Genomic DNA, 24,273 nt, shown 5'->3' on the forward strand with positions numbered 1-24,273 from the left:
TATTCATTCAGCAAACTTGGAAATCCAATGAATCTTTTACCTCTCCATTGATGATCACTGATAATGTATGAATACCTTTGTAATGCTTTCTGGTGGTTAAATCCTTAAAGGATTGGATTCTTGTGTATAACTTTGTTTCGTTTTTTCGTATATTTGTTTCAGTTATTTTAAATACTTTCTGATGACGCTGGCCTCTTGCTTTTACAAAATCAATTGCGTACTCAATTCTTACTTTTTGATCCCTGTCTGAATGAATATAGAAAGAAAATTCAAGGCTTTCGCCAATAACTATACGTTTGGGCTGACATGTTAAATCATGTAGTTGTATCGAATCAGCATTTTCATAACCAAAAAGCGCTAAGGCTTGTTTATCACCCTTTTTTAATAAGGTCCGATAGGCGTGTTTGATAATCCAGTCTGTATGGGGATGTGTTCCGTACCATTGATCTGCGACTTTTCTCAGTAAATGAGGATGCGTTTTTGATATATCATTAAGGTTGTTGGCCACGCTTTTCCTTACATATAAGGACTCGTCCTGCATCAGCTTCTCAAGGATCGGCAATACGGGGGAAGGGTCCGATTTCAAAGCCGGTATCGATTTTCCCCATGGCAGGCGGGGCCTGCTGCCTTCGCTCGCAAGTCTTCTCACGTGTTCATTTTTATGCTCAGACCATGCAAGCAATTGTGCAATCATCTTTTCTTGATCTAACAGCAAAAAAGGCCTTACAGCAAATTCTGAGGTCGAATATTGCGTAAAGTATTCCAATGCCTTTATTGATTCTTCCCAATGCGCTAACCCGTACTGTTCCACATAATCTGGAAATAAAATTCCGCTGAGTCCTTTAAAATGAGGTGCTGTATCCCGTAAAATTGCGAGCGCTTCAACGTATTGTTTTGGCAAAGTTTCGTATAAAGAAACTGTCACGCGGCGCATCCGCTCTTTTAAAGTGAGTTCAGGCCAGTCCTCCAGCCGTAATGTATCCAAGAATCTGTTTTTGTTAAAATCAGGATAGGATGACCTTACATGATGGATCAACTGAGATATCAGTTCTTCATTATATATTTCTTTTAAATCAGCCATATAAAACACCGCTTTTTCGTTTATTATTTATATTGTATGGGAATGTACGTTCTGGATCAAGTGTATGGTCCTAAAAATTAACAACTGATCCTACCACGGATATACAAAAGTTGGTTACTTTTTTTAGTTAAAAAAACCCTTGTCATCGGAAAGGAAAACTGAGATAATAACATTGAAAGCGCCTACACTTACCTATTTCAAATGGATACGGTCGCATATCATGCCGTTATATAGAGGGGATAAGCAACAGAGAGTAAGTGTTCGGAGCGCATCATTGGTCAAACAAGGGGTTCCTGATACATGATTTTTCGTAAATCGAAATAACGATATTAGGGAGAATGGCTGCTTCGATCGTATCCTATCAACAAGCCATACATAAAGTCTGCTGAGCCAGGCTTTTTTTGCTTTAAGAAAAGGTTGTTCTAAACACAGAGACAGGGTCATATCCTATACACAAGTACAGTCATCAAGGAGGGGGACATCTCTGTGTCAAAACAATTGCTTGCCTTAAATATAGATGGAGCGCTGCTTCGGTCGAACGGGAAGATTCATCAGGCAACGAAAGACGCGATTGAATATGTAAAGAAAAAAGGGATTTACGTCACACTTGTGACCAACCGTCATTTTCGCTCAGCACAGAAAATAGCGAAATCGCTAAAGCTTGATGCCAAGCTGATCACCCATAGCGGGGCATATATCGCTGAGAAAATTGACGCCCCGTTTTTTGAAAAAAGAATTTCTGATGATCATACCTTTAACATTGTTCAAGTGCTGGAGAGCTATCAATGCAATATTCGGCTTCTTCACGAAAAGTATTCCATCGGAAACAAGAAAAAGGTGAATTCGAATTTATTGGGGAAAGCGCTCATTCATCCGTCTGACCCGATCTTTTATCCAGTCCAGTTCGTTGAATCATTAAGCGATCTCCTCATGGATGAGCCGGTGAGTGCACCCGTCATCGAGGTGTACACGGAGCACGACATTCAGCATGACATTACAGAAACGATTACAAAAGCCTTCCCTGCGGTGGACGTGATTCGCGTAAACGATGAGAAGCTGAATATCGTCCCGAAAGGTGTCTCGAAGGAAGCGGGTTTGGCCCTCGTCGCTTCAGAGCTGGGCCTGAGTATGGATGATGTCGTGGCCATTGGGCATCAGTATGACGATCTGCCGATGATCGAACTTGCCGGTCTTGGGGTAGCGATGGGGAATGCCGTTCCGGAAATTAAGAGAAAGGCAGATTGGGTTACAAGGTCCAATGACGAGCAAGGTGTCGCTTATATGATGAAGGAATATTTCCGAATGCAGCAGCGAAAAGGATTTCTTGATAAGTTCCACATGAAACGTGTGTAAAAAAGCCGCTCGCACCCTGACAGGTGCGGCGGTTTTTTTGCCGGATTGATTTTAGCAGTTTATTTCTGTACACTAAAGAAAGTTTTGAATCTGATAAATTAGGTGATGAAGTTGCAAATTAAAATAGAAGGCATACATGATGACCGCCTGCATCGGCCTCTGCAAAATATTGCAAATTTGTTTTATGAAGAGTGCGAGCTTGCGTATGGCGGAGAGGAGCCCGCAGATTTTGTCATTTCTTTAGCGTTGTCACAAACGGATGAGCATGTGACGGTTTCGGGAGAAGTGAAGGGAACTGGCATAAAGGAACAGCATACAAAAATTTTTTCTCCCGGCATGAATGAAAAAGAAGCTTTTAAGCAAGTGAAAAACACAATTTCTTATGTGTATCTCAATCTTCTTCAGGCGCATACGGGCATTACGCAGAAGTGGGGAATCCTCACAGGAATCCGGCCCACAAAGCTGCTTCATAAAAAACTGCAAAACGGAATGTCCAAGGAGCAAGCGCATGCTGAGTTGAAAAAAGATTATTTAATTCATGATGAAAAAATCATGCTAATGCAGGAAATTGTTGACCGTCAGCTGGCGGCAGTGCCGGATTTGTACCGAGTAAAGGATGAAGTCAGCATTTATATCGGCATTCCGTTCTGCCCGACAAAATGCGCGTATTGCACATTTCCTGCGTATGCCATCCAGGGACAGGCAGGCAGAGTCGGCTCATTCCTATGGGGACTGCATTACGAAATGCAGAAAATCGGTGAATGGCTGAAGGAGCATGATGTTAAGGTTACAACCATTTACTTTGGCGGCGGGACACCGACAAGCATTACAGCGGAGGAGATGGATCTGCTGTATGAAGAAATGGTCCGCTCCTTCCCGGATGTGAAAAACATTCGTGAGATTACGGTGGAGGCCGGTCGTCCTGACACGATTACAGAAGAAAAACTCGCCGTTTTAAACAAATATGACATTGATCGGATCAGCATCAATCCGCAATCCTATGAAAACGAAACGCTAAAGGCGATCGGGCGGCACCATACGGTTGAAGAGACCATTGAGAAATATCATCTGTCACGTCAGCATGGCATGAATAATATCAACATGGACTTGATTATTGGTTTGCCTGGGGAAGGCGTGAAGGAGTTCAGGCACAGTCTTTCAGAAACAGAAAAACTGATGCCGGAATCCCTTACCGTTCATACTCTTTCATTTAAACGGGCGTCAGAAATGACGAGAAACAAGCATAAGTACAAAGTTGCCGGCAGGGAAGAGGTTTCTCAAATGATGGAAGACGCGGTAGCCTGGACGAAAGAGCATGGGTACGTGCCTTATTATTTATACCGCCAGAAAAACATTCTTGGAAACCTTGAAAACGTCGGATACTCTTTGCCGGGACAAGAAAGCATCTACAACATTATGATTATGGAAGAGGTGCAGACGATTATTGGCATCGGCTGCGGCGCTGCTAGTAAATTTATTGATCGGGATACAGGGAAAATTACGCATTTTGCGAATCCGAAAGATCCGAAATCGTACAATGAGCGCTTCGAGCACTACACGGACGAAAAAATCAAATATTTAGAGCAGATTTTTGAGAAGACGACAAAGCAGCACTGATTACAGTGCTGCTTTTTTTATCCCTGTTTTTTTGCGGGCTGGACATCAGGCTTCCATTTAAATACCTTGTTCAGCAAGCGGTAAATTCGTTTTGATTCCTTTGTTACAAGCGGTCCCAAAATCGCCAGAATGAGGACATATAATGCGGCAAACGGCTTTAATGTGGCCGACAGTCCGCCGGCTATTCCGAGATTCGCAACGATAATCGAAAATTCTCCCCGCGATACGATCGTCAGCCCGATATTCGATGAAGCCTTATGAGAAAGCCCTGCGCGTCGTCCTGCCACCATTCCGGCGATAAAATTTCCCAGAATGGTCAAAATCACTGCACCCAACGCAAGCCAAACCGCTTCACCAAGCGAAAAAGGATCAATGCTGAGGCCGAAGCTGAAAAAGAACATCGCACCGAAGAAGTCGCGAAACGGAACGACGAGGTGTTCAATCCTATCGGAATGCTCTGTTTCTGAAAAGACCAAACCGAGCAGCAGCGCGCCGATTGCTTCTGCTACATGAATCGTCTCGGAAAACCCGGCGATAAAAAAGAGCGCTGCGAAAATGACGATAATAAACACTTCGTTTGAGCGAATGTCCAACAGTTTGTTCAACAGCGGCGGGAGTTTTCTTGCTGCGATAAAAAACAGCAGCATATAACCGAAGGCGATCAAAATGGACAAGAGTGCACTCCCTACGGATGTCGCATCACCTAGCACAAGGCCGGAAACAACGGACAGATATACGGCAAGGAAAATATCTTCAAACATGATGATGCCGAGAATCAATTCGGTTTCCGGATTGGCGGTTCTTTTTAAATCAACGAGCACTTTTGCGACAATCGCACTTGACGAGATTGTGATGACGCCTGCGAGGATGAGGACTTCCAGAAAGGAAAATCCGGTGATAAACCCGTAAAGCAGTCCGAGGCTGAAGTTAATCAAAATATAAATCGTTCCGCCGACCGCGATTGATTTTCCTGATTTGATTAACTTCCCGACAGAGAATTCGAGTCCGAGATAGAAGAGGAGGAACAGTACGCCCATTCGCCCGAAAAACTCGATGATTTCACTGCTTTGAATAAATGTTAGATCAATAATCCCTATTTTCGGCGCGTGCGGTCCAACAAGCATTCCCAGCACAATCAGAAACGGAATAATCGAAAATTTAATTTTATTGGCGATCACACTGGCGATTGCCACAAGGACAAGTGCAGTTCCGACTTCAAATACAAGATGGTCCATCGGGGCTCACACGCCCTCTCCAGAAAGAAAATCGTGAATCAGTTTCTTCAGATGCTTTCTCTCACCTGAGAGGACAAGGGTGTCATTTTCTTCAATAATCGAATCGGCTCCGGGATTTAGGAGCTTTTCCTGGTTGTGTTTGATAATGGCAATTACAGTGACATCGTAATTCTGGCGAACATCAAGCTCTCCGAGTGTGCGCCCGATCGATTTGGCGCCTTTTTCGACCTTAAACCATTCAATAATAAGATCGCTGAAGGCCATTTCGATGGACTCCAGAGCTTGCGGTTTATAGACCATGCCCCCGAGAATAGCTGCAATTTGCCTTGCTTCAGAATCATCCAATGAAATATTTGAAAGAAGCTCATCCGGGTCCCGGTCATTAAACCGGTAAATTTCCCTTCTTCCGTCATCATGAATGATAATCGTCATTTTTTCGTGGCTTCTTGTTTCGATTTCAAACTTTTTGCCGATGCCCGGCAGATCGTTTTCTTTAATATTCAATGAAAATCCCTCCGAATGTAGTGTTGGCAGTATGGGGTGAGTTACAAAGAAAACTTGAGCAAATTATATTCGGAGGTAATTAGACTGGTATTTGACAGGGACGGCACAAGCCTTTTCCAGCCTGTTTATCAGCGGTTCGTCAAGTGGTTTGACAGAGAGCTGCCTGACAGACTGCGCCAGCGGGCTGTACTCTTTGATCAGCTCAGCCGGGTGCATGCTGCCCGGCGCCGGCGTTTTTGCCGATTGTGTTTCCTGCGGATATGAGGACATAGGCACATAGCTGTCAGTGCTTGCTTCAAACTGGGAAGGCAGAACCACGTCCGAAGGGGGAAAGTACACCATAAATAAACTTAACAGAAAACTGATCAGCAATTTATCCATGTTCCTTTCCTCCCTTCTCGTCAAGATATCCCTTCTTTTTCACTATATAAAACTTTATGTTTCCATTCAAACAATATGCATTTTTCAGTATCTATTGACCTTGAAAAATAAAAAGGTTTATTTGAGGATGGCGGGGAATGTATAGGAGAAAGAAAAAAGCAAGCGCATACATGGAGGTGCTTTATATGGAGTTTGTTCAATATGCATGTAATGGGGCCGTTGCAGAGATTATCCTGAATCGGCCTGATGCCCATCACGCCCTGAATGAACAGATGCTGTCTGAATTGAAGGAGGCAGTCGAAATGGCGGCTGCAAGCGAGGCGCTCATCGTTCTCCTGAGAGGAAGCGGGAAAGGCTTTTCGGCCGGCGGTGATATCAGGATGATGACATCAGAGCATGACTCTGATCAATTTAAACGGCTGATGGATACGATTGAGGCTGTCACCCTGAATTTATATCAGATGAAGAAAGTGACAATTGCAGCCATTCATGGCGCTGCTGCGGGACTGGGCCTGAGTTTGGCGCTTTGTGCGGACATTGTGCTCGCTGAAAAAAACGCCGTTCTCGCGATGAATTTTATCGGCATTGGGCTTGTTCCGGACGGCGGAGGACATTATTTGCTGAAGAAAAGAATCGGTGAAGCAAAAGCGAAAAAACTGATTTGGAGCGGAAAAACACAATCTGCCTCGGAAGCTGCCGATATGGGGCTTCTTGATGGGACATTTGCTGGAGACCCTGCCGAAGGCGCAAGACCCATTATCGAAACCTTGTTGGCCTCCCCTCTTTTGGCGATGATCGAAACGAAAGCTATTTTTCAAAGCCTCCAGATTGAAGAACTGAAAAAAGTGCTATCCCTTGAGCGCAGCGCCCAAGAGAGAATGAGAAGGACCAAGGATCACCAAGAAGGAATCCGTGCCTTTTTAGAAAAACGGGAGCCGAAGTTTCAAGCGTAACAGATCAGCCGGAAAGCTGATCATCTGTGAAACAAAATCAGCTTTCCGGCTGCATTGACTAAACGATGAGTATGACTATGAAGCTCTTTTTCTTTTAAGAGGGCTTCACCATGCGTTTTTGCCGCTTCTTCATGTTCTGCCTCGAATCGCTCGTTTACCAGCGTGTTCCCCGAAGGATCAAATACGGTAAGGAAATAATCAGCCATCAGGTTTCTCCTCCATTTTAAGGTTTATCAGTCTTTCTTCATTTATATTCTAAAAAGGAAATCAAAATCCTTTATTATGCTTTATCCAAAATTAGTATATAATGGGTCAGGGAAGGAGGAGATTCAGTGCTTACAATTGATCACGTAACGAAGACATTTGGAGATTATAAAGCCGTTGACGGATTGGACTTAGATATTCCGGAACAGCAAATGTTCGGTTTATTAGGCGCAAACGGAGCGGGAAAAACAACGACGTTTCGCATGATCCTAGGATTATTAAGCATTACGGAGGGCTCAATCAGCTGGAAGGGCCGTCCTGTGAATTATCATATCAGCAACAAAATCGGTTATTTGCCGGAAGAGCGGGGCCTTTATCCGAAAATGAAGGTAAAGGATCAGCTTGTCTATCTCGCCAGATTAAAAGGGATGGAGAAGCGGGAGGCTGTAAAAGAGCTCGGGACATGGCTTGAACGCTTCAATATTACAGATTACGAGAATAAGAAGGTGGAAGAGCTTTCAAAGGGGAATCAGCAGAAAATCCAATTCATTTCGGCAGTTTTGCATAAGCCGGAGCTCCTGATTCTTGATGAACCATTCAGCGGCTTGGACCCTGTCAATGTCGAGCTGTTAAAAGAGGCTGTGATCTCACTGAAAAACAGCGGTGTTTCTATTTTATTTTCAAGCCATCGGATGGAACATGTGGAGGAGCTTTGTGAGAACCTTTGCATATTGCAGAAAGGAAAACCGGTTGTACAAGGCAAGCTGAAGGAGATCAAGCGTTCTTTCGGTAAAAAGAATGTTACCATTCACTCCGATGACGATCTGCGCTTTTTGCAGTCTCATGAAGGCATTCTTCAATGGAAGGAAACGGCAGACGGTGTCAAGCTGCAGATTGCCAATGAAGACATTTCTCAAGAGATTTTTGCTATGCTCCAAGGAAAAGGGTTTATCAGAAAGTTTGAGCTTGAAGAGCCGTCACTGCATGATATTTTTATAGAAAAGGTGGGGGCCGTCTATGAATAAATTTTGGATCATGCTTTCTCATACATACAAAAATAAGATTATGGCAAAATCCTTTATTATTTCGACTGTCATCACGGTGCTGCTTGTTTTAGTTGTAACAAATCTGGAGTCGATCATTTCTTTGTTTCAAGGTGACGATGCGAAAGAAAAAATCGCCGTTGTTGATGAAACAAACGAATTATATCCGGTTTTTTCTAAGCAGCTGAAAGCGGTGGATACAGACGGCGATCTTGATGTGAAGCTGTCGAAGCAATCGGAGGATGAGGTCACAAAGCAAGTCAAAGATGAATCACTCGATGGCATGCTCATCATCAAACGAGATGAAAAAGGGACCATTTCAGGAACATATAAAGCGTTAACGATTTCTGATGAAAGCACGTATCAAACGCTGCAGCAGGCGCTGACGCAAACCAAAACAGCTGTCGGAACAGCGGAGCTCGGCGTGTCGCAGGAAACGATTAGCAGCCTTTATGCGCCTGTTACTGTGGGGCAGAAGGCGCTGAAAGAAGGGGCAAAGTCTGAGGAAGAGCTTGGCCAGACGGTAGGGCTTGTTTACATTATGCTGTTCGTCATTTATTTCTCGGTGATTATGTATGCCAGCATGATAGCGATGGAGGTCGCAACCGAAAAATCTTCGCGAGTTATGGAAATCCTGATCTCAAGTATGCCGCCGATCCAGCAAATGTTTGCAAAGCTGCTTGGTATCGGGCTTGTCGGGATCACACAGCTTGCTATTATTATAGGAGCCGGCTCTCTGTCGCTTAAGCTGAACCAAAAGAGCGAAACGGCTTCATCTGTCGGCGGGTTCCTTAATCTGACCGACGTATCTGCAACCACTGTCATCTATGCTGTCATTTTCTTTTTGCTCGGATACTTTTTGTACGCGACACTTGCCGCGTTTCTCGGCAGTGTCGTCAGCAGAATAGAGGACGTGCAGCAAACGATCACGCCGATGACGCTTTTGGTTGTCGCCGGTTTTATGATCGCGATGTTCGGTTTGAATGCGCCTGACGCAGGATTTATTACGGTAACTTCGTTTATTCCGTTCTTTACGCCAATGATTATGTTCCTGCGCGTCGGCATGCTTGATATTCCGTTCTGGCAGGCGGCTGTCGGAATCGGAATCACACTGCTCACCATTGTCATACTGGCCGTTATCGGCGCCAGAATTTATAAAGGCGGTGTATTAATTTACGGCAATTCAAGCGCGTTCAAAGCGATCAAACAAGCGCTTCGTTTAGCGAAAAACTGATTGGAAAACAGCCTGGGGATTCTCAGGCTGTTTCTTTATTGACAGAACGTGCATTCGTAAGAATTCGGTGCTAAAATAAGGGTACTTCATCCTGGAAAGGAGCAGAATGTTGACTGATCTAACCTTTATTCATGCGGCAGATCTTCATCTTGACAGCCCGTTTTACGGGATATCGCATCTGCCGGAGCCGATTTTTGCCCAGATTAAAGAAAGCACGTTTGCAAGCGTGAGACATATGATAGACGCCGCAGTGAGAGAGCACGTTGATTTCATTTTACTTGCGGGAGATCTGTTTGATGAAGCCAATCGAAGCTTAAAGGCTCAGCTCTTTTTGAAAAAACAGTTTGAAAGACTCAGAGAGTGCGGAATTTCGGTATACGTCATCTTTGGGAATCACGATCATCTTGGCGGGGAGTGGACGCCGATTGAATGGCCTGAGAATGTCCATATTTTTTCGTCCGCTGTTCCAGAAGAAAAATCATTTTTTAAAGAAGGCAGGCGCATAGCAAGCATTTACGGCTTCAGCTATCAAGCCAGAGCAGTGACGGAAAACCAAGCCGCCCGCTATCGGAGATCAACTGACGCACCGTTTCATATCGGCATGCTCCACGGCACGCTGTCAGGATCTGAAGGACACGATCCGTATTGCCCGTTTACACATGACGACCTCGTGAAAAGCGGGATGGATTATTGGGCGCTTGGCCATATACATAAACGCCAGGTTCTATCTGCCGAGCATCCGGCAGTCATTTACCCGGGAAACACGCAAGCACGCCATATGAAGGAGACGGGAGATAAAGGCTATTATCTCGTTCATGTGACAAACGGAGATATATCTTATGAATTTCAGAGAGCGCATGATGTCCTGTGGGAAAAAGAGGCGGTTGATGTAACGGAGGCAAAGAATATGACCGCCCTCTTCCAAATGGTGGAGAACACGTTTTCGAAGCTGCGGAAAAAGGGGAGCCCTGTTTGTGTAAGGCTTGTTTTACAAGGGACGGCGCCGGAATGGCTGCTGGAGGCGCCAAAAGGCACCTTGGATGAGTTTCTTGAAGCTCTTCAGGAACAAGAAGCGGAGGAGGAACTTTTCGTTTGGCCTCTTAGATTGGACGATGAGACAGAAAACGAAGCAAACCTAACAAACCTTGATCCTTTTTTTGGCGGTTTATTTGAAGACATTGATCGCAGCGATCTGTCAGACGTGCTGGAAGGGCTTGAGCGGCATCCAGTGTATAGAAGGCACGCGGACCGGTTTAGCCAAGAGGAAGTAAAGGAAATAAAAGAGCAGGCACAGATATTATTGAAAAAACAGCTTAAGGTGCTTGATACATGAGGCGGTGACAGCTTTGCGAATTATATCTTTACATATCTACCAATATGGAAAATTTTCCAATCGGACCTTTCACTTTTCCGCCTCTCCTGTCCAAGTAATTTACGGATTAAATGAGGCAGGAAAAACGACGATGATGTCATTTATTGAAAGTATGCTGTTCGGTTTTCCAAAAACAAAAAAATATGAACCGAAAACAGGCGGTGTCTACGGCGGTGTTCTTGAAGCTGAACATCCTGAATATGGGGTGCTGAAGATCGAACGGACGAAAGGGACTGCCGAAAAACTAAGCGTGTACACAGAAAAGGGCGAAGTAAAGCAGGGAGATGTTTTAAAGCAGCTGTTCCAGGGCACAGACAGGTCGTTGTACAAAGCCATATATTCGTTTGACGTATTCGGGCTGCAGGAAATTCACGCCTTTAATCGGGATAAGATAGGGGAATTTTTGCTCTTTTCCAGCTTGTTTGGTGCTGAAGCCGTATCAAAGCTTGATTCAAGGCTGACGAAGGAAAGCGAAAGGCTCTATAAACCAAATGGGCGAAACCCTCAATTGAATCAGGAGCTGGAAACGCTTAAGCAGCTGGCAGTGAAGCTAAAACAGGCTGAAGCAGAGGAAGCGGGCTATCATCAGCTTCTCGGGGAAAAACGAACGCTTGAAGCCCGCCTTGCAGCCGCGGAAACCGAATTGAAAGAGACGGCGGGACATATCCGAATGATTGAGGGAGCGATTGAGCGAAAACCATTGCTAAATGAAAAAGCGACACTCGAACAGGTGATTGCAGAATTTCCGGAACATGTAGGACAATTTCCTGCTGACGGACTGCATCAGCTGGAAAAATATGAATCCCATCTGCACCCGAAATCAGCACAGCTTGAGGCGCTTCGGGTGAAGATGGCGGAGTTGGACAAACAGAGGCAAAAGCTTATCCCCAATAAAGAACTATTGGCGAAAGAAACGCTGATACAAGAGCTTTCGGCAGCGTTTCATATGTACCAATCCTGGGGAGAACAGCTGGCAGCCATTCAGGCACAGCTGCGCCAGACGTCTGCGCAGACAGCGGCAGGACTGGAACAGCTTAATAAAACGGATGAAAATGAGCTCCTGAATATGAACACCTCATATGATTATGAATGGCAGCTTCAGCAAGCGGTGCAGCAATATGTACAGGCAAGAGACAGAAAACGGCAGCTTGACGAGACGTTTGAACTTGCCCGGCAAGAGCTGGAAGACGCGGAAAAGGCCGTTCGTGCCGCTTCGTCCGCGATTCTTGAAAACAGCCAAAGAAAAGATAAAGAAGCAGCTCTTAGAGCATATGATGAAACACAGGGGCAGCACCAAGAGCAAGCGAAGCTCAGAGAACAGCTAACGTTTTTTGAAAGACAGCAGGCTAAACAGAAAAAGACTATCATTGCAGCTGGTATGTTGTTCATCGTTCTCTTTTCTCTGCTGCAGCAATGGATTCCCGCCATAAGTTTCGGCGCTGCACTTATTGTGTATTGGCTTGTATCAGGAAAACCGTCTTCTCGAAACAGCCGAGAGACAAGACAGCCCATGACGGATATTTCACCAGCAGAAGCTGAAATGCTTAGAGGAGCGTTATGGGAGGATGACCGCAATAAGCAGCACCTTCTCACACAGCGTGCAGCGCTCCAGCAAAAAGAGGCGGCGTATGAAAGGGTCATCCAGCAGTTTGAACAGTGGGAAGCCGAAATGGCGCCGTCTTTTACACAGGTTGAGCGTTTTATGAATGAGCTCGGATTTAAGGAAGATCCATCATTTTTGCTTGATGCATACAGCTTAATGAAGGATGTTAAAAAAGAAGTGAAGAAAAAGCATGAGCTGACCATTGAAGCAGGCAGGCTGAAAAAGCACCGGAGAACATTCGAAGAACGCGTCAGTATGCTTCGTCCCGTGAATCAGAGTCAGGATATCTCCATTTCGGACGCCCTTCACACATTGCGGAAAAACATTGAACGTGAAAAAGAAATTGAGAAGCAAAAAAAGGAAATTGAAACAGATATTCATTATACAAAGGAACAGATGCTTGAACTTGAGCAAGAAATACAGTATTTCCACGCACAGATCGAACAGTTATTTGCCGCGGCTGCTGCAAAAGACAGAGATGCGTTTTTTGCCATAGCCGACATCAGCAGGCAATTGAAGGATACGGAGAACAAGCTTCATCACATAAACGCACAGCTTCAAGGCGGACACCCGGAGGAACTTGAACTGGCAGATTCCAATACGCTTTCTGAATTGAAAGATAAGCAATTTGTTGAGAATGAAAGAAAAGAGCGGCTGACTGAGGAGATCGAGCGGCTCCGCAGCCAAATCGCACTGCTCTCAGTCAAACAGGAACAATTAGAGGCCTCGGGATTGGTCTCAGATCTCAAGCTTCAAACCGAAATGCAAAAAGAACGTGTAAAAGAAACGGCTAAAAAATGGGCCTCCATACAAATGGTCAAACAGGTGATCAGAAACAAATTGGAGCGGCATAAAAAGGTTGAGCTTCCGCGCCTTCTGGAGACGGCAGGAGAATTCTTCCGCCCCCTGACTGACGGAAGCTACCAAACCATTTATTTTTCCGAAACGGATGATTCGATCATGGTTATGCATCGCGATGGAACTGTCTATCATGCGGAAGAGCTGTCACAAGGGACATGTGAACAGCTGTATACAGCGATCCGATTTGCTTTGGCCGTTACGCGCCAGGATGGGTCAATGCTTCCGTTTCAGCTTGATGACAGTTTTGTTCATTTTGATCAGGAAAGGCTGAAACGTGTATTACATGTTCTGTATGATTTATCCAAAGGCGGTAGGCAGATTTTGTATTTTACATGCCATGAGCACGTAAAAGATGCATTTCATAGCAGCCAAATCATCCATTTGGTGTCATAAAAGAGGTTCTATAGCTGAAAATCGGTATGTGATATACTGGTATTATGTAAGATACGGAGGGAGCTTTAATAGAATGGCTAAAGGGATTATGCTACATGAGGTTGGCGAACAGGTGGACCAGTATCTATTGATTAAATCCTCGACGAAAGGGATTGCAAGCAATGGAAAACCGTTTTTGACGCTGATGCTGCAAGACCAGTCAGGCGATATTGAAGCGAAGCTGTGGGATGCCAAGCAAAGTGATGAAGTGACCTATGCGCCGCAGACGATTGTCAAGGTCGTCGGCGATGTTCACCATTATCGCGGACGCACCCAGCTGAAGCTGAGAAATATCAGACCGGTAAGCGAGCAAGAAAACGTCAATATTGATGATTTTTTAGAAACCGCGCCGATTCCGAAAAATGAAATGATGGACACCATCACTCAATATATATTTGAAATGAAAAATCCGAATATCCAGCGAATCACAAGGTTTTTGGTTAAAAAACACGAAGCTGAGTTTATGGATTATCCGGCGGCTACGAAAAACCACCATGAGTTTGTCTCAGGTTTGGCGTATCATGTTGTCTCTATGCTGAACCTGGCGAAAGCAATAGCAGATTTATATCCGTCTCTTGATCGTGATCTGCTTTATGCCGGTGTCATCCTGCATGATCTTGGAAAAGTGAAGGAGCTGTCCGGCCCTGTTTCCACTTCATATACGGTTGAAGGCAATTTGCTCGGCCATATTTCAATCATGGTGACAGAGCTTTCAAAAGCGGCTGAGGAGCTTCAAATCGATTCTGAAGAGGTGTTAATTCTTCAGCATTTGATTTTGAGTCACCATGGCAAAGCAGAATGGGGCAGCCCGAAACCGCCGATGGTGAAAGAAGCGGAAATTCTTCACTATATAGACAATCTGGATGCAAAAATGAATATGATGGACAGAGCGCTTGAGCGCGTGAAGCCTGGCGAGTATACTGAACGTGTATTTGCACTGGAAAACCGTTCCTTTTATAAACCGACATTTCATAATTAACTTAAAAAGGACTGATGCTGACATATTCAGCTCAGTCCTTTTTGATGCGTCTTTCCCGCACATAACTCGTCTCATTCCCGCATATGCTTAAGAATAAAGAATCTATGCAAAGGGGGAGGAGCCCGTGTTATTTTTTCCGTGGTGGGTGTATCTTTGTATTGTAGGCATCATTTTCAGCGCATATAAACTTGTGGCGGCAGCCAAAGAGGAAGAAAAAGTAGACCAGGCTTTTATTGAAAAAGAAGGGCAGATTTATATGGAGAGGATGGAAAAGGAGCGAGAACGCCGCAGTTCTCAGCAGCATGAAGAAGAAAATCAAAACCATTCCATCGCATAAAAAAAGCTGTGCGGCTCAATGAGCCTGCACAGCTTTTTTATTATTTGGAACTGCTTGAAGATGAAGAAGTGCTGTTGCTTGTTGAAGATGTATTAAATGTGTCTTTCAGATCTTTATCTTTTACTTCGATGTCAGCCTTCTTCATGACTTTTTGAACAGCTTCCTGAACGGCATTGCTGTCATTTAGTTTTTGTTCAAGCACTTCAGATTTCAGTTCTTTTTTCATATCATCGTATTTGCCGCGTTCTTCTGTCTTTTTAATGATATGGTAGCCGTATTGCGTTTTGACAGGGTCACTGACTTCACCTGTTTTTAATTTGAATGCAGCTTTGCTGAATGTTTCGTCCATTTGGCCTTCTTTTGCAAACCAGCCTAGATCTCCGCCTTGTGAAGCAGAGCTGTCTGTTGAGTATTCTTTCGCAAGATCTTCAAACTTCTCGCCTTTTTTCAGCTTTTTCTCTACTTCTTCAGCTGTCTTTTTATCAGCAACAAGGATGTGGCTTGCACGGATTTTGCCTTTTAAGCCTTCCCAGTACTCTTTGATATCGGCGTCTGTTACTTTGATGTTATCTTTAGCCGCTTTTTGTGTCAGCAATTCATATTTTACTTGTTCTTTTAGGTAATCCTTGCCATATTGCTTTTCGAGGGCAGTATATTGATCGCCAAGCTGCGTTTTGTATTCTTTCAGCTTGTTGTCAATTTCTTTATCCGAAACTTTATACTTCTTGTCCAATACTTTTTCTTGCACTAGCTGTGTCAGTACGCTTGCGCCAGCTGTTTTCTTCATGTTTGTGTAAAGCTCGCCTTTTGTGACATCGCCTGCGTCTGTTTTTGCGATAACTTCTTTGTCGCCGCTGCTGCAAGCACTGAGAGCGAGGATGCTTGTAGCAGTGATAGCTGCTATTGCGATTTTCTTCATTGTTTTCAAACACTCCTAATCATTCCAAATTAAATTACCTATGCGTATCATAACATATTGTGGCTTTCTGTAAAAAGATTTTAAATAAAGGGCATTCGTCTAGTCAAACTTTTGCTGATGACATACTTATATATTGATCAAGAAAAGGAGGTATGTAACATGAGCGGAGGATACTCTAACGGATTCGCGTTGCTCGTAGTACTGTTCATTTTGCTTATCATCGTAGGTGCAGCTTACATCTACTAAGCAGCCCGAGGATCGCTTGCAACATAAGCGATCCTTTATTTTCACTAGCGCCTAATCGTTTCAAACATGAATTGCATAACATGTAATTGGTAAATAAAGCTTATTACAGGAGGTGCTTTTTAAGATGGGTGAAGTATTTGCAGGCGGATTCGCTTTATTGGTTGTGTTATTTATTTTATTGATTATCATCGGCGCTTCTTGGCTGTACTAATCAACATAAAAAAGCATAGCTGCTTAATCAGCAGCTATGCTTTCTTTCGTATTTACACTGTAAAGGAGATCTCCACAAACGAAGAGATCAGTAAAATTAATATAGATACATTAATAAATCGGAATACCTTATCTTGCCGCTCTTCAGGAATCTCTCTGACAAGGCATAATGTATTGGTGAGCCTGTTTATGAAATATAAAATAAACACGGCAGCCACGATAAAATAGAATAAAATGATGGGAGATTCCCCCTCTCTCTGAACTGTCCCATATTACATTACCAAATATTTATTAAAAAAGATAGAATGCAAATTGAAAAATCGCCATCAGCACCAGGGTTTGACTACTTTTCAACAAGAATATCCAAGCCGTCTGCTTCCTGATCAATAAAAGCGGTTTTCGGTGCTTTTACCAGCTTGAGAGCCAGCAGGAAATCAGGCAGACAGTAGCCGGCGTGAATGCCCGAGATCATGCAGAAATAATGAGCATGATTCGGAAATGCCAGTGCTGCGTAAAACAATACCGGTGTAATTAGCAAGAACGGGCTTACTAGTGAAATGAGCATTGTTGTTTTTGGTATACGTTTCCATGTGCGCATGCGCAATATGTAAAACTTTTTTTCTATTTTTCTTTTTTTGCAGATGATTGGCAGGACATGGATGACTTTATGTACAAATAAAATAACGACGAGCAAACCGCCGAATAAAGATACATATTCATCGCTTAAGCTTGTGCCAGGCCGCAGCAGCTCAAAAGCTAAAAAGGTAGATATAAAAACCAAAATCATAAAACATACAGCAGTTAATATTATGCGAACGGCGCCATAATCCTTCATGAGATTTATGGTCTTCCAGCAATTCATCAAAGTCATCCTTCCATACATCTTGAATAGAATCTCAAAATAATTTACTCCTCCCAAGAGAAAAAATCAATGCTTTTTTAAGAAAAAATATCATCCGGCAGGTATTTTTTTGAAACAAGCAAACAAACTGCGAAATATGGGGTTAGAACTTTCTTCTCAGTGAATTATCAGCTAAAATAAGATTAAAGATAGAAAGAAGTGGTGTGGATGGATTCGATGGATCATCGCATTGAGCGATTAGAATATTACATACAATTATTAGTGAAAACAGTAGATATGGACAGGTACCCCTTCTATGCGCTTCTCATTGACAAAGGGCTGAGCAAGGAAGAAGGGGAAGCGGTTATGAGGATATGCGATGAATTGTCGGAAGAGCTGGCAACACAAAAAGCGCAAGGATTTGTAACCTTTGATAAGCTCCTTGCGCTTTTTGCCGGACAGCTGAATGAAAAATTAGATGTTCATGAAACGATTTTTGCCCTGTATGAGCAGGGGCTTTATCAAGAGCTGATGGAAGTCTTTATCGACATCATGAAGCATTTTGATTAACTGTTTACAGGTTCAAGCTCTTCAGCCGGTTCATCCGCCGCACTGTCCTTTGCTTTTTTCTTCAGTTTTCCGTTTACGCTTTCAAAGTCATTGTCAATATTGGTGAGTGACGTTTCGAAAATTTCCATAAAATCATCGCCGTAGATATGGCGTATCATACACATCATTTCTGCCACTTCAGGAAATTTTCCGAATAAATGATACAAAGGCTGTGACCCTTTAAAAACAGCGTTGCGTGTCGGATCAAATTCCTCAAGCAAGCTCCAGAATACCTCGGTACCTTCCTCAGTCAATTGGACATATGTGTTCCGTTTATCATTCAGCCGTTTGGAGAACCTTAAATATCCCCGTTCTTCCAGCTTTTTTGAAAAGTTGAATGCGGTTGATACGTGCATGACCCCGAACTTCGCGATTTCAGAAATGGAAGCTCCATTCAATTGATACGCAATCCATAAAATATGATGCTCATTAATATTCAGGTCATACGGTTTGAGCCATTGCTGCCAATCCTTCTCGATTGATTTCCAAAGAGCCTTGCTAAGCTGAGCCATTTTCTGGGTGAAGACTAGAGCTTCTTTCACATCATAGGGCGGTTCCACTCGATTCATTACGTCACCTGCTTCTCTTTTTCTTTTTCTCTATTATGCCAATAAAATAAAGATTAATAAAGATGAAAATGTAAGAATTTTTTAATAAATTCACAAACCATTGCGACGAAAGGGTTTTTCGGCCAAAAAAAATACGGGCCCACTTTTGGCCCGCATTTTTTTCTTTTGAATAGGATATTAGTTTTGTAAGGTTTTCTCCAGCTGTCTGATTTTCTCTTCGATATCGGCAATTTCTTTTTGCAGATCCTGCTGGTGAGGCTTGATCTCTTCCTGCCATTTTTTAATTGACGTTTGGAGCTCGCCGCCCACGTCTTTAATAACATCCGTGCTTTCTTTTGCCGCTTTGATCAGCTGGTCTTTTAATGCAAGCCCGTCTGACTTTAAGCGTTTGATTGTTTCTTCAAAAGAATCATAATTGGTTTTCATTTTTTCACGCAGCTGCTTTCCTGAGGAAGGTGCAGTAAGAAGAACCGCTGCTCCTCCAATGATGCCGCCTACGAATAGTCCTGTTAATAGAGAACGTCCGCTCGCCATTACAATCACCCCGTCTTTTTCTTCAAAATAGGATTCATTCAGCATTTTTCATTTTTGTTGAAAGCCTGAACTTCTATACATAGCTTGCTTTATTTTAGCATATTTTTTAAGTGAAAAGGAGGGAGAAGGTTGTCTGTCTTTTTGATTGTATTATCCTGCATCACACTTGCCTTCGCTTCAGGCGCTGTTTACTATATCAAACTTCTCAGCCAGGCTGCTTCTTATCCGCCCAAGAGGGTTATCCGGCAGAAAGCGCTTGTTTGTTCAACCGGAACCGCCTTTACACTATGTCTTATCTTTTTCACAAAACTCCTCGCTTAAAACATGCTGACATGCTGCGGGCGCTCTGTTCAAAAAAACCTCTCCCGGAAGCGGAAGAGGTTTTGTGTGACAATTATTTAGCAGCTTCCATAAAGCTTGAACGCCTTAAAATGGTTTGCACAATCGGATAAATAATGATCATTGAGATTGTATTCAGCACAGCGGCCGGCAGAACAACAGCCGCAAACAATGCGGCGAAACCGCCCGGCAAACCGACGATCAATAAAGCTGACGATAGAAACACAATTCCCGATAAGATGGTCCCGATCACTGTCAGCACAGCGGCTGCACCTGTTTTTCGGCTCTTTCTGAACAAGAGAAACAGGGAGAAGAACAGAAACGCTGATACGGGTTTATCAATGATGTTAGGGATCTGTCCGGCTGGAAACGCGGTTGTAAGCGCGGAAATGATTCCGGTCACAATCCCGATGACGAGTACATTTTGCACCCGCGGGAACAGCAGAATGCCCATGAACATCATGATCAGCATCATATCTGGTTTCATGCCGCCTAAAAAGGGCGGAATAATGGAATGAAGCGCTGCGCCGATTGCGGCAAACAGAGCCATAATGACTAACTCTTTTGTTTTCATAACTATGCTCCCCTCTGCTAAGCTTTTTGCCCTCCAATAATATGCTCATCATTTATTGCGAAGGCTTTACAGAATGTATTATGCAAACAGTATACCAAACGGACGGTTTGCATAGCCAGACTTTTTACTCATTTTCCTGCTGGAATTTCTTCATGAACGCAGCTAATTTTTCACAGTCTTCGAGAGAGACCGCGTTATAAATAGAAGCGCGGCAGCCTCCAACCGAACGGTGTCCGCCAAGGCCGATCATCTTCGCATCTTTTGCTTTCTGGACGAATGTTTTCGTTAATTCGTCATCCCGAAGCGTGAAGGTGACATTCATGCGTGAGCGGCTGTCCTTTCTGGCATGTCCTTTATAGAAGCCGTTGCTTTCATCAATACAGCTGTAGAGAACCTGCGCTTTTTGTTCATTGCGCTGTTCAGCAGCTTCCACACCGCCGTTTTCCTTGAGCCATTCCAGAACGAGGCTCAGCATATAAATCGCAAATGTCGGCGGAGTGTTGTAGAGTGAATCCGCTTTGACATGTGTGGAATATTTCAGGATTTTTGGGACGTTCGCATTTTCATTTTTCAGCCAGTTTTTTTTCATAATGACTACAGTCACGCCGGAAGGGCCGAGGTTCTTTTGGGCGCCTCCGTAGATCACATCAAATTTGGACACATCGATTTTTCTGCTTAAAATATCGCTGGACATGTCGGCTACGAGCGGAATAGGAGAATTCGGAAACTCCTGCCACTGAGTGCCGAAAATTGTATTGTTGGATGTGATATGTAAATATGCGCCGTCTTTTACATCCGTAAGGTCAACCTCAGGAATATAGCTGTAATTGTCTGTTTCACTTGTAGCGGTGATAGACGTGTTCCCGAACAATTTCGTTTCAGCCAGTGCTTTTTCAGACCAAGCGCCTGTCATGACAAAATGTGCGGTTTTTTCAGGTGTTAAAAAGTTCATCGGAAGCATTGAGAATTGAAGGCTTGCCCCGCCTTGAAGAAACAAGATATCGTAATCTTCCGGAATGCCCATCAGTTCGATTAATAGGCTTTTCGCTTTTTGGTGCACCGCTTCATACTCTTTGCTGCGGTGGGAAAGCTCCATAACAGACATGCCGGATTCGTTAAAATCAATAAATTCTTTCTGTGCTTTTTGCAGAACTTCCAGTGGCAGCGCTGCAGGACCTGCGTTAAAATTCGTTGTACGTTCCATTATGATCTCTCCCTGTTTTCCACGTTAATGTATAAAATAATACAATTATCCTATCACAAAAATTCAGTTTTTTGATAAAAAATTAGAATTATCAAAAGAAATTGACGGATGTTTGCGAAATGTTCACAAAATAAAATAACCTCATCTTATGATGAGGCCAGGCGTTTTGCGATAGAGGAAGAGATGTTCTGCAGATCCTCCGGTTTATAATCATCAGCATGCGTTTTCCAAACCGCTCCGAATCCATCTCCTTTTCCGTAGCGAGGGATAATATGCATATGGTAGTGGAACACAGATTGTCCAGCTTTTTCGCCGTTATTGTTCAGCGTATTTAAGCCGATCGGTTCAAATTCATCCCGGATAGCGCGGGCGATTTTCGGAACAGCATGGAAATATTGTTTTGCTAATTCATCTGTAAATTCATATACATTCTCAATATGTGTTTTCGGAATGACAAGCGTATGGCCTTTTGTAACTTGGCTGATATCAAGAAAGGCAAGTACATGTTCATCTTCATACACCTTTGCGGATGGAATGTCGCCGGCGATAATTTTACAAAAGATACAATTCTCTGCACAATGCATGAGGGTTCCTCCTTATGAAATTGTTTAGTATGTATACACTCATCGTACCACAGAAATGCAGAAAATAGAAAACAGGATGAACGGCGAGCGTTCACCCTGAATGCAGAGGAAGAGCTTATATGAAGAAAATGTGTTATGCCTTTGGTAAGCACCTCATTTGTCAATAAAATGAAGACTTGTTTAATGCCTAACGATTCCTGCGATAAACACCTCATTTGACAATTTGCTTCATACATGAAGAATTCATCAATTCAGTGAAGAGAAATGGTTTGAGCATTGGACATGTTTATTTTCTATCCAACTGTTTCTAAGACGTCTTTGACAAACACCTCATTTTTCAGTTGATATGCTTTTCCTCTACAACTTTTATGATGTCCAGAACCCTGTCTCTTTATGACAGCAAATTCATCATTTGTTAAAAGGGAATTGTTTCAAATCAGGCCTTGTTTTTGGTACTATGAAGAAAAACACTATAAGGGGAGAAACTATGTCTCTGCTATCGGTAAAAGACTTGACCGGCGGATATACAAGGAATCCGGTTTTAAAAAACGTATCATTCACCCTTGAACCGAATCAAATTGTCGGCTTAATCGGGCTGAATGGTGCTGGTAAAAGTACAACAATCAGACACATCATCGGGCTGATGGACCCGCATAAAGGTTCAATCGAATTAAACGGTAAAACGTTTGCTGAGGATCCGGAAGGCTACCGTTCACAATTTACCTATATACCTGAAACACCTGTTTTATACGAAGAATTGACGCTGATGGAGCATCTTGAACTAACAGCCATGGCATATGGACTGTCAAAAGAAACGATGGAGAAAAGGCTGCCTCCGCTTTTAAAGGAATTCCGAATGGAAAAGAGGCTGAAGTGGTTCCCGGCCCATTTTTCTAAAGGAATGAAGCAGAAGGTTATGATTATGTGCGCATTTTTGGCAGAGCCTGCGCTCTACATTATTGATGAGCCTTTTCTAGGGCTTGATCCGCTTGCCATTAACGCGCTGCTTGAACGGATGAATGAAGCGAAAAAAGGCGGGGCGAGCGTGCTGATGTCAACACACATTTTGGCAACGGCAGAACGCTATTGCGATTCGTTTATTATTTTACATAACGGCGAGGTGCGGGCGCGCGGCACGCTGTCAGAGCTCAGAGAGCAGTTTGGAATGAAGGACGCGGCGCTGGACGATTTGTATCTTGAGCTTACAAAGGAAGACGCTGGCCATGAATAATATGCTTGATATTTGGCAGTCGCGGCTGCAGGAGCATATCAAAGAAACAAGAACATACATGAAATATATGCTCAACGATCACCTCGTCATTGTTTTGATTTTTTTTCTAGCGGGCGCTGCAAGCTGGTACAGCAAATGGATACGGGACATTCCCGCTCACTTTCCGTCCTTTTGGGTGATGGCCGCGCTGTTTTCGCTCGTGTTGACAAGCTCTTATGTGCGAACGCTTTTGAAGGAGGCTGACCTTGTTTTCTTATTGCCTCTTGAAGCAAAAATGGAGCCTTACTTGAAGCAGGCGTTTGTCTACAGCTATGTGTCTCAGCTGTTTCCGCTTATTGCGCTGAGCATCGTTGCGATGCCGCTTTATTTCGCAGTCACACCGGGGGCTTCGCTCGTATCGTATGCCGCGGTCTTTGTCCAACTGTTGCTGCTGAAAGCGTGGAATCAGGTAATGGAATGGCGCATGACTTTCCAAAACGACCGCAGCATGAAACGGATGGACGTCATCATTCGCTTTGCGGCGAATACACTCGTTCTTTATTTTGTTTTCCAATCTGTTTATATGTATGCGCTTCTCGTCTATGTCATTATGGCTGTTCTTTATCTGTATATGTCTTCCGCAGCAAAACGGAAAACATTTAAATGGGAGAGCCATATTGAGTCCGAATTGAGACGAAAGCAGCGTTTCTATCGGATTGCCAACCTGTTTACTGATGTGCCGCATTTGCGAAAGCAAGCCAAACGCAGAGCTTATCTCGACTTTTTGCTGAGGCTTGTGCCGTTTGAACAGCGCAAAACTTTTGCCTATATGTTCACCCGCGCCTTTTTACGTTCGAGTGATTATTTGGGCATTCTTGTCAGATTAACGATCGTTTTCGCGCTGATCATTATGTATATCTCAGCCAGCCCGCTGATTGCCGCGGTTTTGACTGTGTTTGCCATTTTCATTACGGGCATTCAGCTTCTGCCGCTCTTCGGCCACTTTGACCATCTGGCGCTTCAAGAGCTGTACCCTGTGAAAAAAGAAACAAAGCTGAAAAGCTATTTCTCTCTATTAAAAACTGCACTTAGTATTCAAGCGCTGCTGATGTCTGTTGCATCTGCCTATGCAGCCGGCTTGACCGGTTTTCTGTACGCGCTGATCGGTTCTGCCGTTCTGATTTTTGTTGTTTTGCCTGCTTATATGACAACCAGGCTGAAAAAGCACGGAAAGCTGTGAACTGA

At 43.7% G+C, this 24,273-nt stretch carries 28 protein-coding genes; 15 read left to right on the plus strand and 13 right to left on the minus strand.

Annotation, left to right across the window (positions count from 1 at the left end; genetic code table 11):
- Positions 1 to 7: 7 nt before the first annotated feature.
- Positions 8 to 1,081: a DNA alkylation repair protein gene (locus AC07VD_RS05915; protein ID WP_124059652.1), complete on the minus strand. Its 1,074-nt coding sequence runs from the start codon at positions 1,079 to 1,081 to the stop codon at positions 8 to 10.
- 486 nt (positions 1,082 to 1,567) lie between these two features.
- On the opposite strand from AC07VD_RS05915, the gene AC07VD_RS05920 reads away from it, so the two are divergent.
- On the plus strand, positions 1,568 to 2,434 hold the full coding sequence (locus tag AC07VD_RS05920; protein ID WP_003233277.1) for a Cof-type HAD-IIB family hydrolase: 867 nt from the start codon (positions 1,568 to 1,570) through the stop codon (positions 2,432 to 2,434).
- Between the two features lie 111 nt (positions 2,435 to 2,545).
- Entirely contained in the window at positions 2,546 to 4,051 is a 1,506-nt protein-coding gene (locus tag AC07VD_RS05925; protein ID WP_124059654.1) for a coproporphyrinogen III oxidase, read from the plus strand.
- 17 nt (positions 4,052 to 4,068) lie between these two features.
- Here AC07VD_RS05925 and khtU read toward each other — a convergent pair whose 3' ends face one another.
- The 3 genes from khtU to khtS all read right to left on the minus strand — a co-directional run bounded on the left by khtU (position 4,069) and on the right by khtS (position 6,171).
- Positions 4,069 to 5,286 (minus strand): K(+)/H(+) antiporter subunit KhtU, encoded by a 1,218-nt coding sequence (gene khtU / locus AC07VD_RS05930; RefSeq protein ID WP_014476307.1) that lies wholly within the window; start codon positions 5,284 to 5,286, stop codon positions 4,069 to 4,071.
- Positions 5,287 to 5,292: 6 nt separating this feature from the next.
- A complete protein-coding gene (khtT, locus tag AC07VD_RS05935) occupies positions 5,293 to 5,790 on the minus strand; it encodes a K(+)/H(+) antiporter subunit KhtT (protein ID WP_003233269.1) in 498 nt (165 codons plus the stop codon).
- Positions 5,791 to 5,853: 63 nt separating this feature from the next.
- Positions 5,854 to 6,171: a K(+)/H(+) antiporter modulator KhtS gene (khtS, locus tag AC07VD_RS05940; protein ID WP_086343645.1), complete on the minus strand. Its 318-nt coding sequence runs from the start codon at positions 6,169 to 6,171 to the stop codon at positions 5,854 to 5,856.
- A 185-nt stretch (positions 6,172 to 6,356) separates the two neighbouring features.
- Between khtS and AC07VD_RS05945 the strand changes: the two genes are divergently transcribed.
- A complete protein-coding gene (locus tag AC07VD_RS05945) occupies positions 6,357 to 7,124 on the plus strand; it encodes an enoyl-CoA hydratase (protein ID WP_494721641.1) in 768 nt (255 codons plus the stop codon).
- A 20-nt stretch (positions 7,125 to 7,144) separates the two neighbouring features.
- On the opposite strand, the gene AC07VD_RS05950 is transcribed toward AC07VD_RS05945, so the two are convergent.
- On the minus strand, positions 7,145 to 7,330 hold the full coding sequence (locus AC07VD_RS05950) for a YhzD family protein (protein WP_015715596.1): 186 nt from the start codon (positions 7,328 to 7,330) through the stop codon (positions 7,145 to 7,147).
- A gap of 126 nt (positions 7,331 to 7,456) precedes the next feature.
- Here AC07VD_RS05950 and AC07VD_RS05955 point away from each other — a divergent pair, with 126 nt between their 5' ends.
- From AC07VD_RS05955 to yhaL, 6 genes are all read left to right on the plus strand, one after another.
- Positions 7,457 to 8,353, plus strand: coding sequence for an ABC transporter ATP-binding protein (locus AC07VD_RS05955; protein ID WP_064911661.1), 897 nt, complete (start codon positions 7,457 to 7,459; stop codon positions 8,351 to 8,353).
- Complete coding sequence (locus AC07VD_RS05960) at positions 8,346 to 9,605, plus strand: ABC transporter permease (protein WP_003244912.1); 1,260 nt, start codon at positions 8,346 to 8,348, stop codon at positions 9,603 to 9,605. The genes AC07VD_RS05955 and AC07VD_RS05960 overlap by 8 nt, the downstream gene beginning before the upstream one ends.
- A gap of 106 nt (positions 9,606 to 9,711) precedes the next feature.
- Positions 9,712 to 10,938, plus strand: coding sequence for a metallophosphoesterase family protein (locus tag AC07VD_RS05965; protein ID WP_217017438.1), 1,227 nt, complete (start codon positions 9,712 to 9,714; stop codon positions 10,936 to 10,938).
- 4 nt (positions 10,939 to 10,942) lie between these two features.
- On the plus strand, positions 10,943 to 13,834 hold the full coding sequence (sbcE, locus tag AC07VD_RS05970; protein ID WP_349611961.1) for a DNA repair/recombination ATPase SbcE: 2,892 nt from the start codon (positions 10,943 to 10,945) through the stop codon (positions 13,832 to 13,834).
- Between the two features lie 73 nt (positions 13,835 to 13,907).
- Positions 13,908 to 14,852 carry a 3'-5' exoribonuclease YhaM gene (yhaM, locus tag AC07VD_RS05975; RefSeq protein WP_041052771.1) on the plus strand — a complete coding sequence of 315 codons (945 nt, stop codon included), beginning with the start codon at positions 13,908 to 13,910 and terminating at the stop codon, positions 14,850 to 14,852.
- A 124-nt stretch (positions 14,853 to 14,976) separates the two neighbouring features.
- The gene (gene yhaL, locus AC07VD_RS05980) at positions 14,977 to 15,189 is read left to right on the plus strand and encodes a sporulation protein YhaL (protein ID WP_003233252.1); all 213 of its coding nucleotides are present in this window, start codon (positions 14,977 to 14,979) and stop codon (positions 15,187 to 15,189) included.
- 40 nt (positions 15,190 to 15,229) lie between these two features.
- Here yhaL and prsA read toward each other — a convergent pair whose 3' ends face one another.
- Positions 15,230 to 16,108: a peptidylprolyl isomerase PrsA gene (prsA, locus tag AC07VD_RS05985; protein WP_024571668.1), complete on the minus strand. Its 879-nt coding sequence runs from the start codon at positions 16,106 to 16,108 to the stop codon at positions 15,230 to 15,232.
- A gap of 159 nt (positions 16,109 to 16,267) precedes the next feature.
- Here prsA and yhzE1 point away from each other — a divergent pair, with 159 nt between their 5' ends.
- Complete coding sequence (gene yhzE1, locus AC07VD_RS05990) at positions 16,268 to 16,354, plus strand: sporulation protein YhzE1 (RefSeq protein ID WP_003327753.1); 87 nt, start codon at positions 16,268 to 16,270, stop codon at positions 16,352 to 16,354.
- A 124-nt stretch (positions 16,355 to 16,478) separates the two neighbouring features.
- Positions 16,479 to 16,565: a sporulation protein YhzE2 gene (yhzE2, locus tag AC07VD_RS05995; protein ID WP_003155248.1), complete on the plus strand. Its 87-nt coding sequence runs from the start codon at positions 16,479 to 16,481 to the stop codon at positions 16,563 to 16,565.
- Between the two features lie 52 nt (positions 16,566 to 16,617).
- Here the strand turns inward: yhzE2 and AC07VD_RS06000 are convergent, their stop codons facing one another.
- Together AC07VD_RS06000 and AC07VD_RS06005 are read right to left on the minus strand one after the other, a co-directional pair.
- Positions 16,618 to 16,800, minus strand: a complete 183-nt coding sequence (locus AC07VD_RS06000) for a hypothetical protein (protein ID WP_024571667.1) — start codon at positions 16,798 to 16,800, stop codon at positions 16,618 to 16,620.
- Positions 16,801 to 16,907: 107 nt separating this feature from the next.
- The gene (locus AC07VD_RS06005; protein WP_024571666.1) at positions 16,908 to 17,426 is read right to left on the minus strand and encodes a DUF3267 domain-containing protein; all 519 of its coding nucleotides are present in this window, start codon (positions 17,424 to 17,426) and stop codon (positions 16,908 to 16,910) included.
- Positions 17,427 to 17,633: 207 nt separating this feature from the next.
- Between AC07VD_RS06005 and AC07VD_RS06010 the strand changes: the two genes are divergently transcribed.
- The gene (locus AC07VD_RS06010; RefSeq protein WP_009966921.1) at positions 17,634 to 17,975 is read left to right on the plus strand and encodes a YhaI family protein; all 342 of its coding nucleotides are present in this window, start codon (positions 17,634 to 17,636) and stop codon (positions 17,973 to 17,975) included.
- On the opposite strand, the gene AC07VD_RS06015 is transcribed toward AC07VD_RS06010, so the two are convergent.
- Positions 17,972 to 18,583, minus strand: a complete 612-nt coding sequence (locus AC07VD_RS06015; RefSeq protein WP_003239501.1) for an HTH-type transcriptional regulator Hpr — start codon at positions 18,581 to 18,583, stop codon at positions 17,972 to 17,974. The genes AC07VD_RS06010 and AC07VD_RS06015 overlap by 4 nt on opposite strands.
- Positions 18,584 to 18,760: 177 nt before the next feature.
- Positions 18,761 to 19,117 (minus strand): YtxH domain-containing protein, encoded by a 357-nt coding sequence (locus AC07VD_RS06020; protein WP_003245875.1) that lies wholly within the window; start codon positions 19,115 to 19,117, stop codon positions 18,761 to 18,763.
- Between the two features lie 129 nt (positions 19,118 to 19,246).
- On the opposite strand from AC07VD_RS06020, the gene yhzF reads away from it, so the two are divergent.
- Positions 19,247 to 19,438 (plus strand): membrane protein YhzF, encoded by a 192-nt coding sequence (yhzF, locus tag AC07VD_RS06025; protein WP_003233238.1) that lies wholly within the window; start codon positions 19,247 to 19,249, stop codon positions 19,436 to 19,438.
- Positions 19,439 to 19,511: 73 nt separating this feature from the next.
- Here yhzF and trpP read toward each other — a convergent pair whose 3' ends face one another.
- The 3 genes from trpP to AC07VD_RS06040 all read right to left on the minus strand — a co-directional run bounded on the left by trpP (position 19,512) and on the right by AC07VD_RS06040 (position 21,818).
- A complete protein-coding gene (gene trpP / locus AC07VD_RS06030) occupies positions 19,512 to 20,030 on the minus strand; it encodes a tryptophan transporter TrpP (RefSeq protein WP_003233236.1) in 519 nt (172 codons plus the stop codon).
- A gap of 124 nt (positions 20,031 to 20,154) precedes the next feature.
- On the minus strand, positions 20,155 to 21,234 hold the full coding sequence (gene serC, locus AC07VD_RS06035; RefSeq protein ID WP_032725316.1) for a 3-phosphoserine/phosphohydroxythreonine transaminase: 1,080 nt from the start codon (positions 21,232 to 21,234) through the stop codon (positions 20,155 to 20,157).
- Between the two features lie 146 nt (positions 21,235 to 21,380).
- A complete protein-coding gene (locus tag AC07VD_RS06040) occupies positions 21,381 to 21,818 on the minus strand; it encodes an HIT family protein (RefSeq protein WP_003233231.1) in 438 nt (145 codons plus the stop codon).
- Positions 21,819 to 22,305: 487 nt separating this feature from the next.
- Between AC07VD_RS06040 and ecsA the strand changes: the two genes are divergently transcribed.
- Both ecsA and ecsB read left to right on the plus strand, forming a co-directional pair.
- A complete protein-coding gene (gene ecsA, locus AC07VD_RS06045; protein ID WP_003233230.1) occupies positions 22,306 to 23,049 on the plus strand; it encodes an ABC transporter ATP-binding protein EcsA in 744 nt (247 codons plus the stop codon).
- Positions 23,042 to 24,268, plus strand: a complete 1,227-nt coding sequence (gene ecsB, locus AC07VD_RS06050) for an ABC transporter permease EcsB (RefSeq protein ID WP_151870308.1) — start codon at positions 23,042 to 23,044, stop codon at positions 24,266 to 24,268. Before ecsA ends, ecsB begins: the two co-directional genes overlap by 8 nt.
- Positions 24,269 to 24,273 lie beyond the last annotated feature (5 nt).

It is taken from the genome of Bacillus sp. GW821-FHT01G09 (assembly GCF_059422205.1).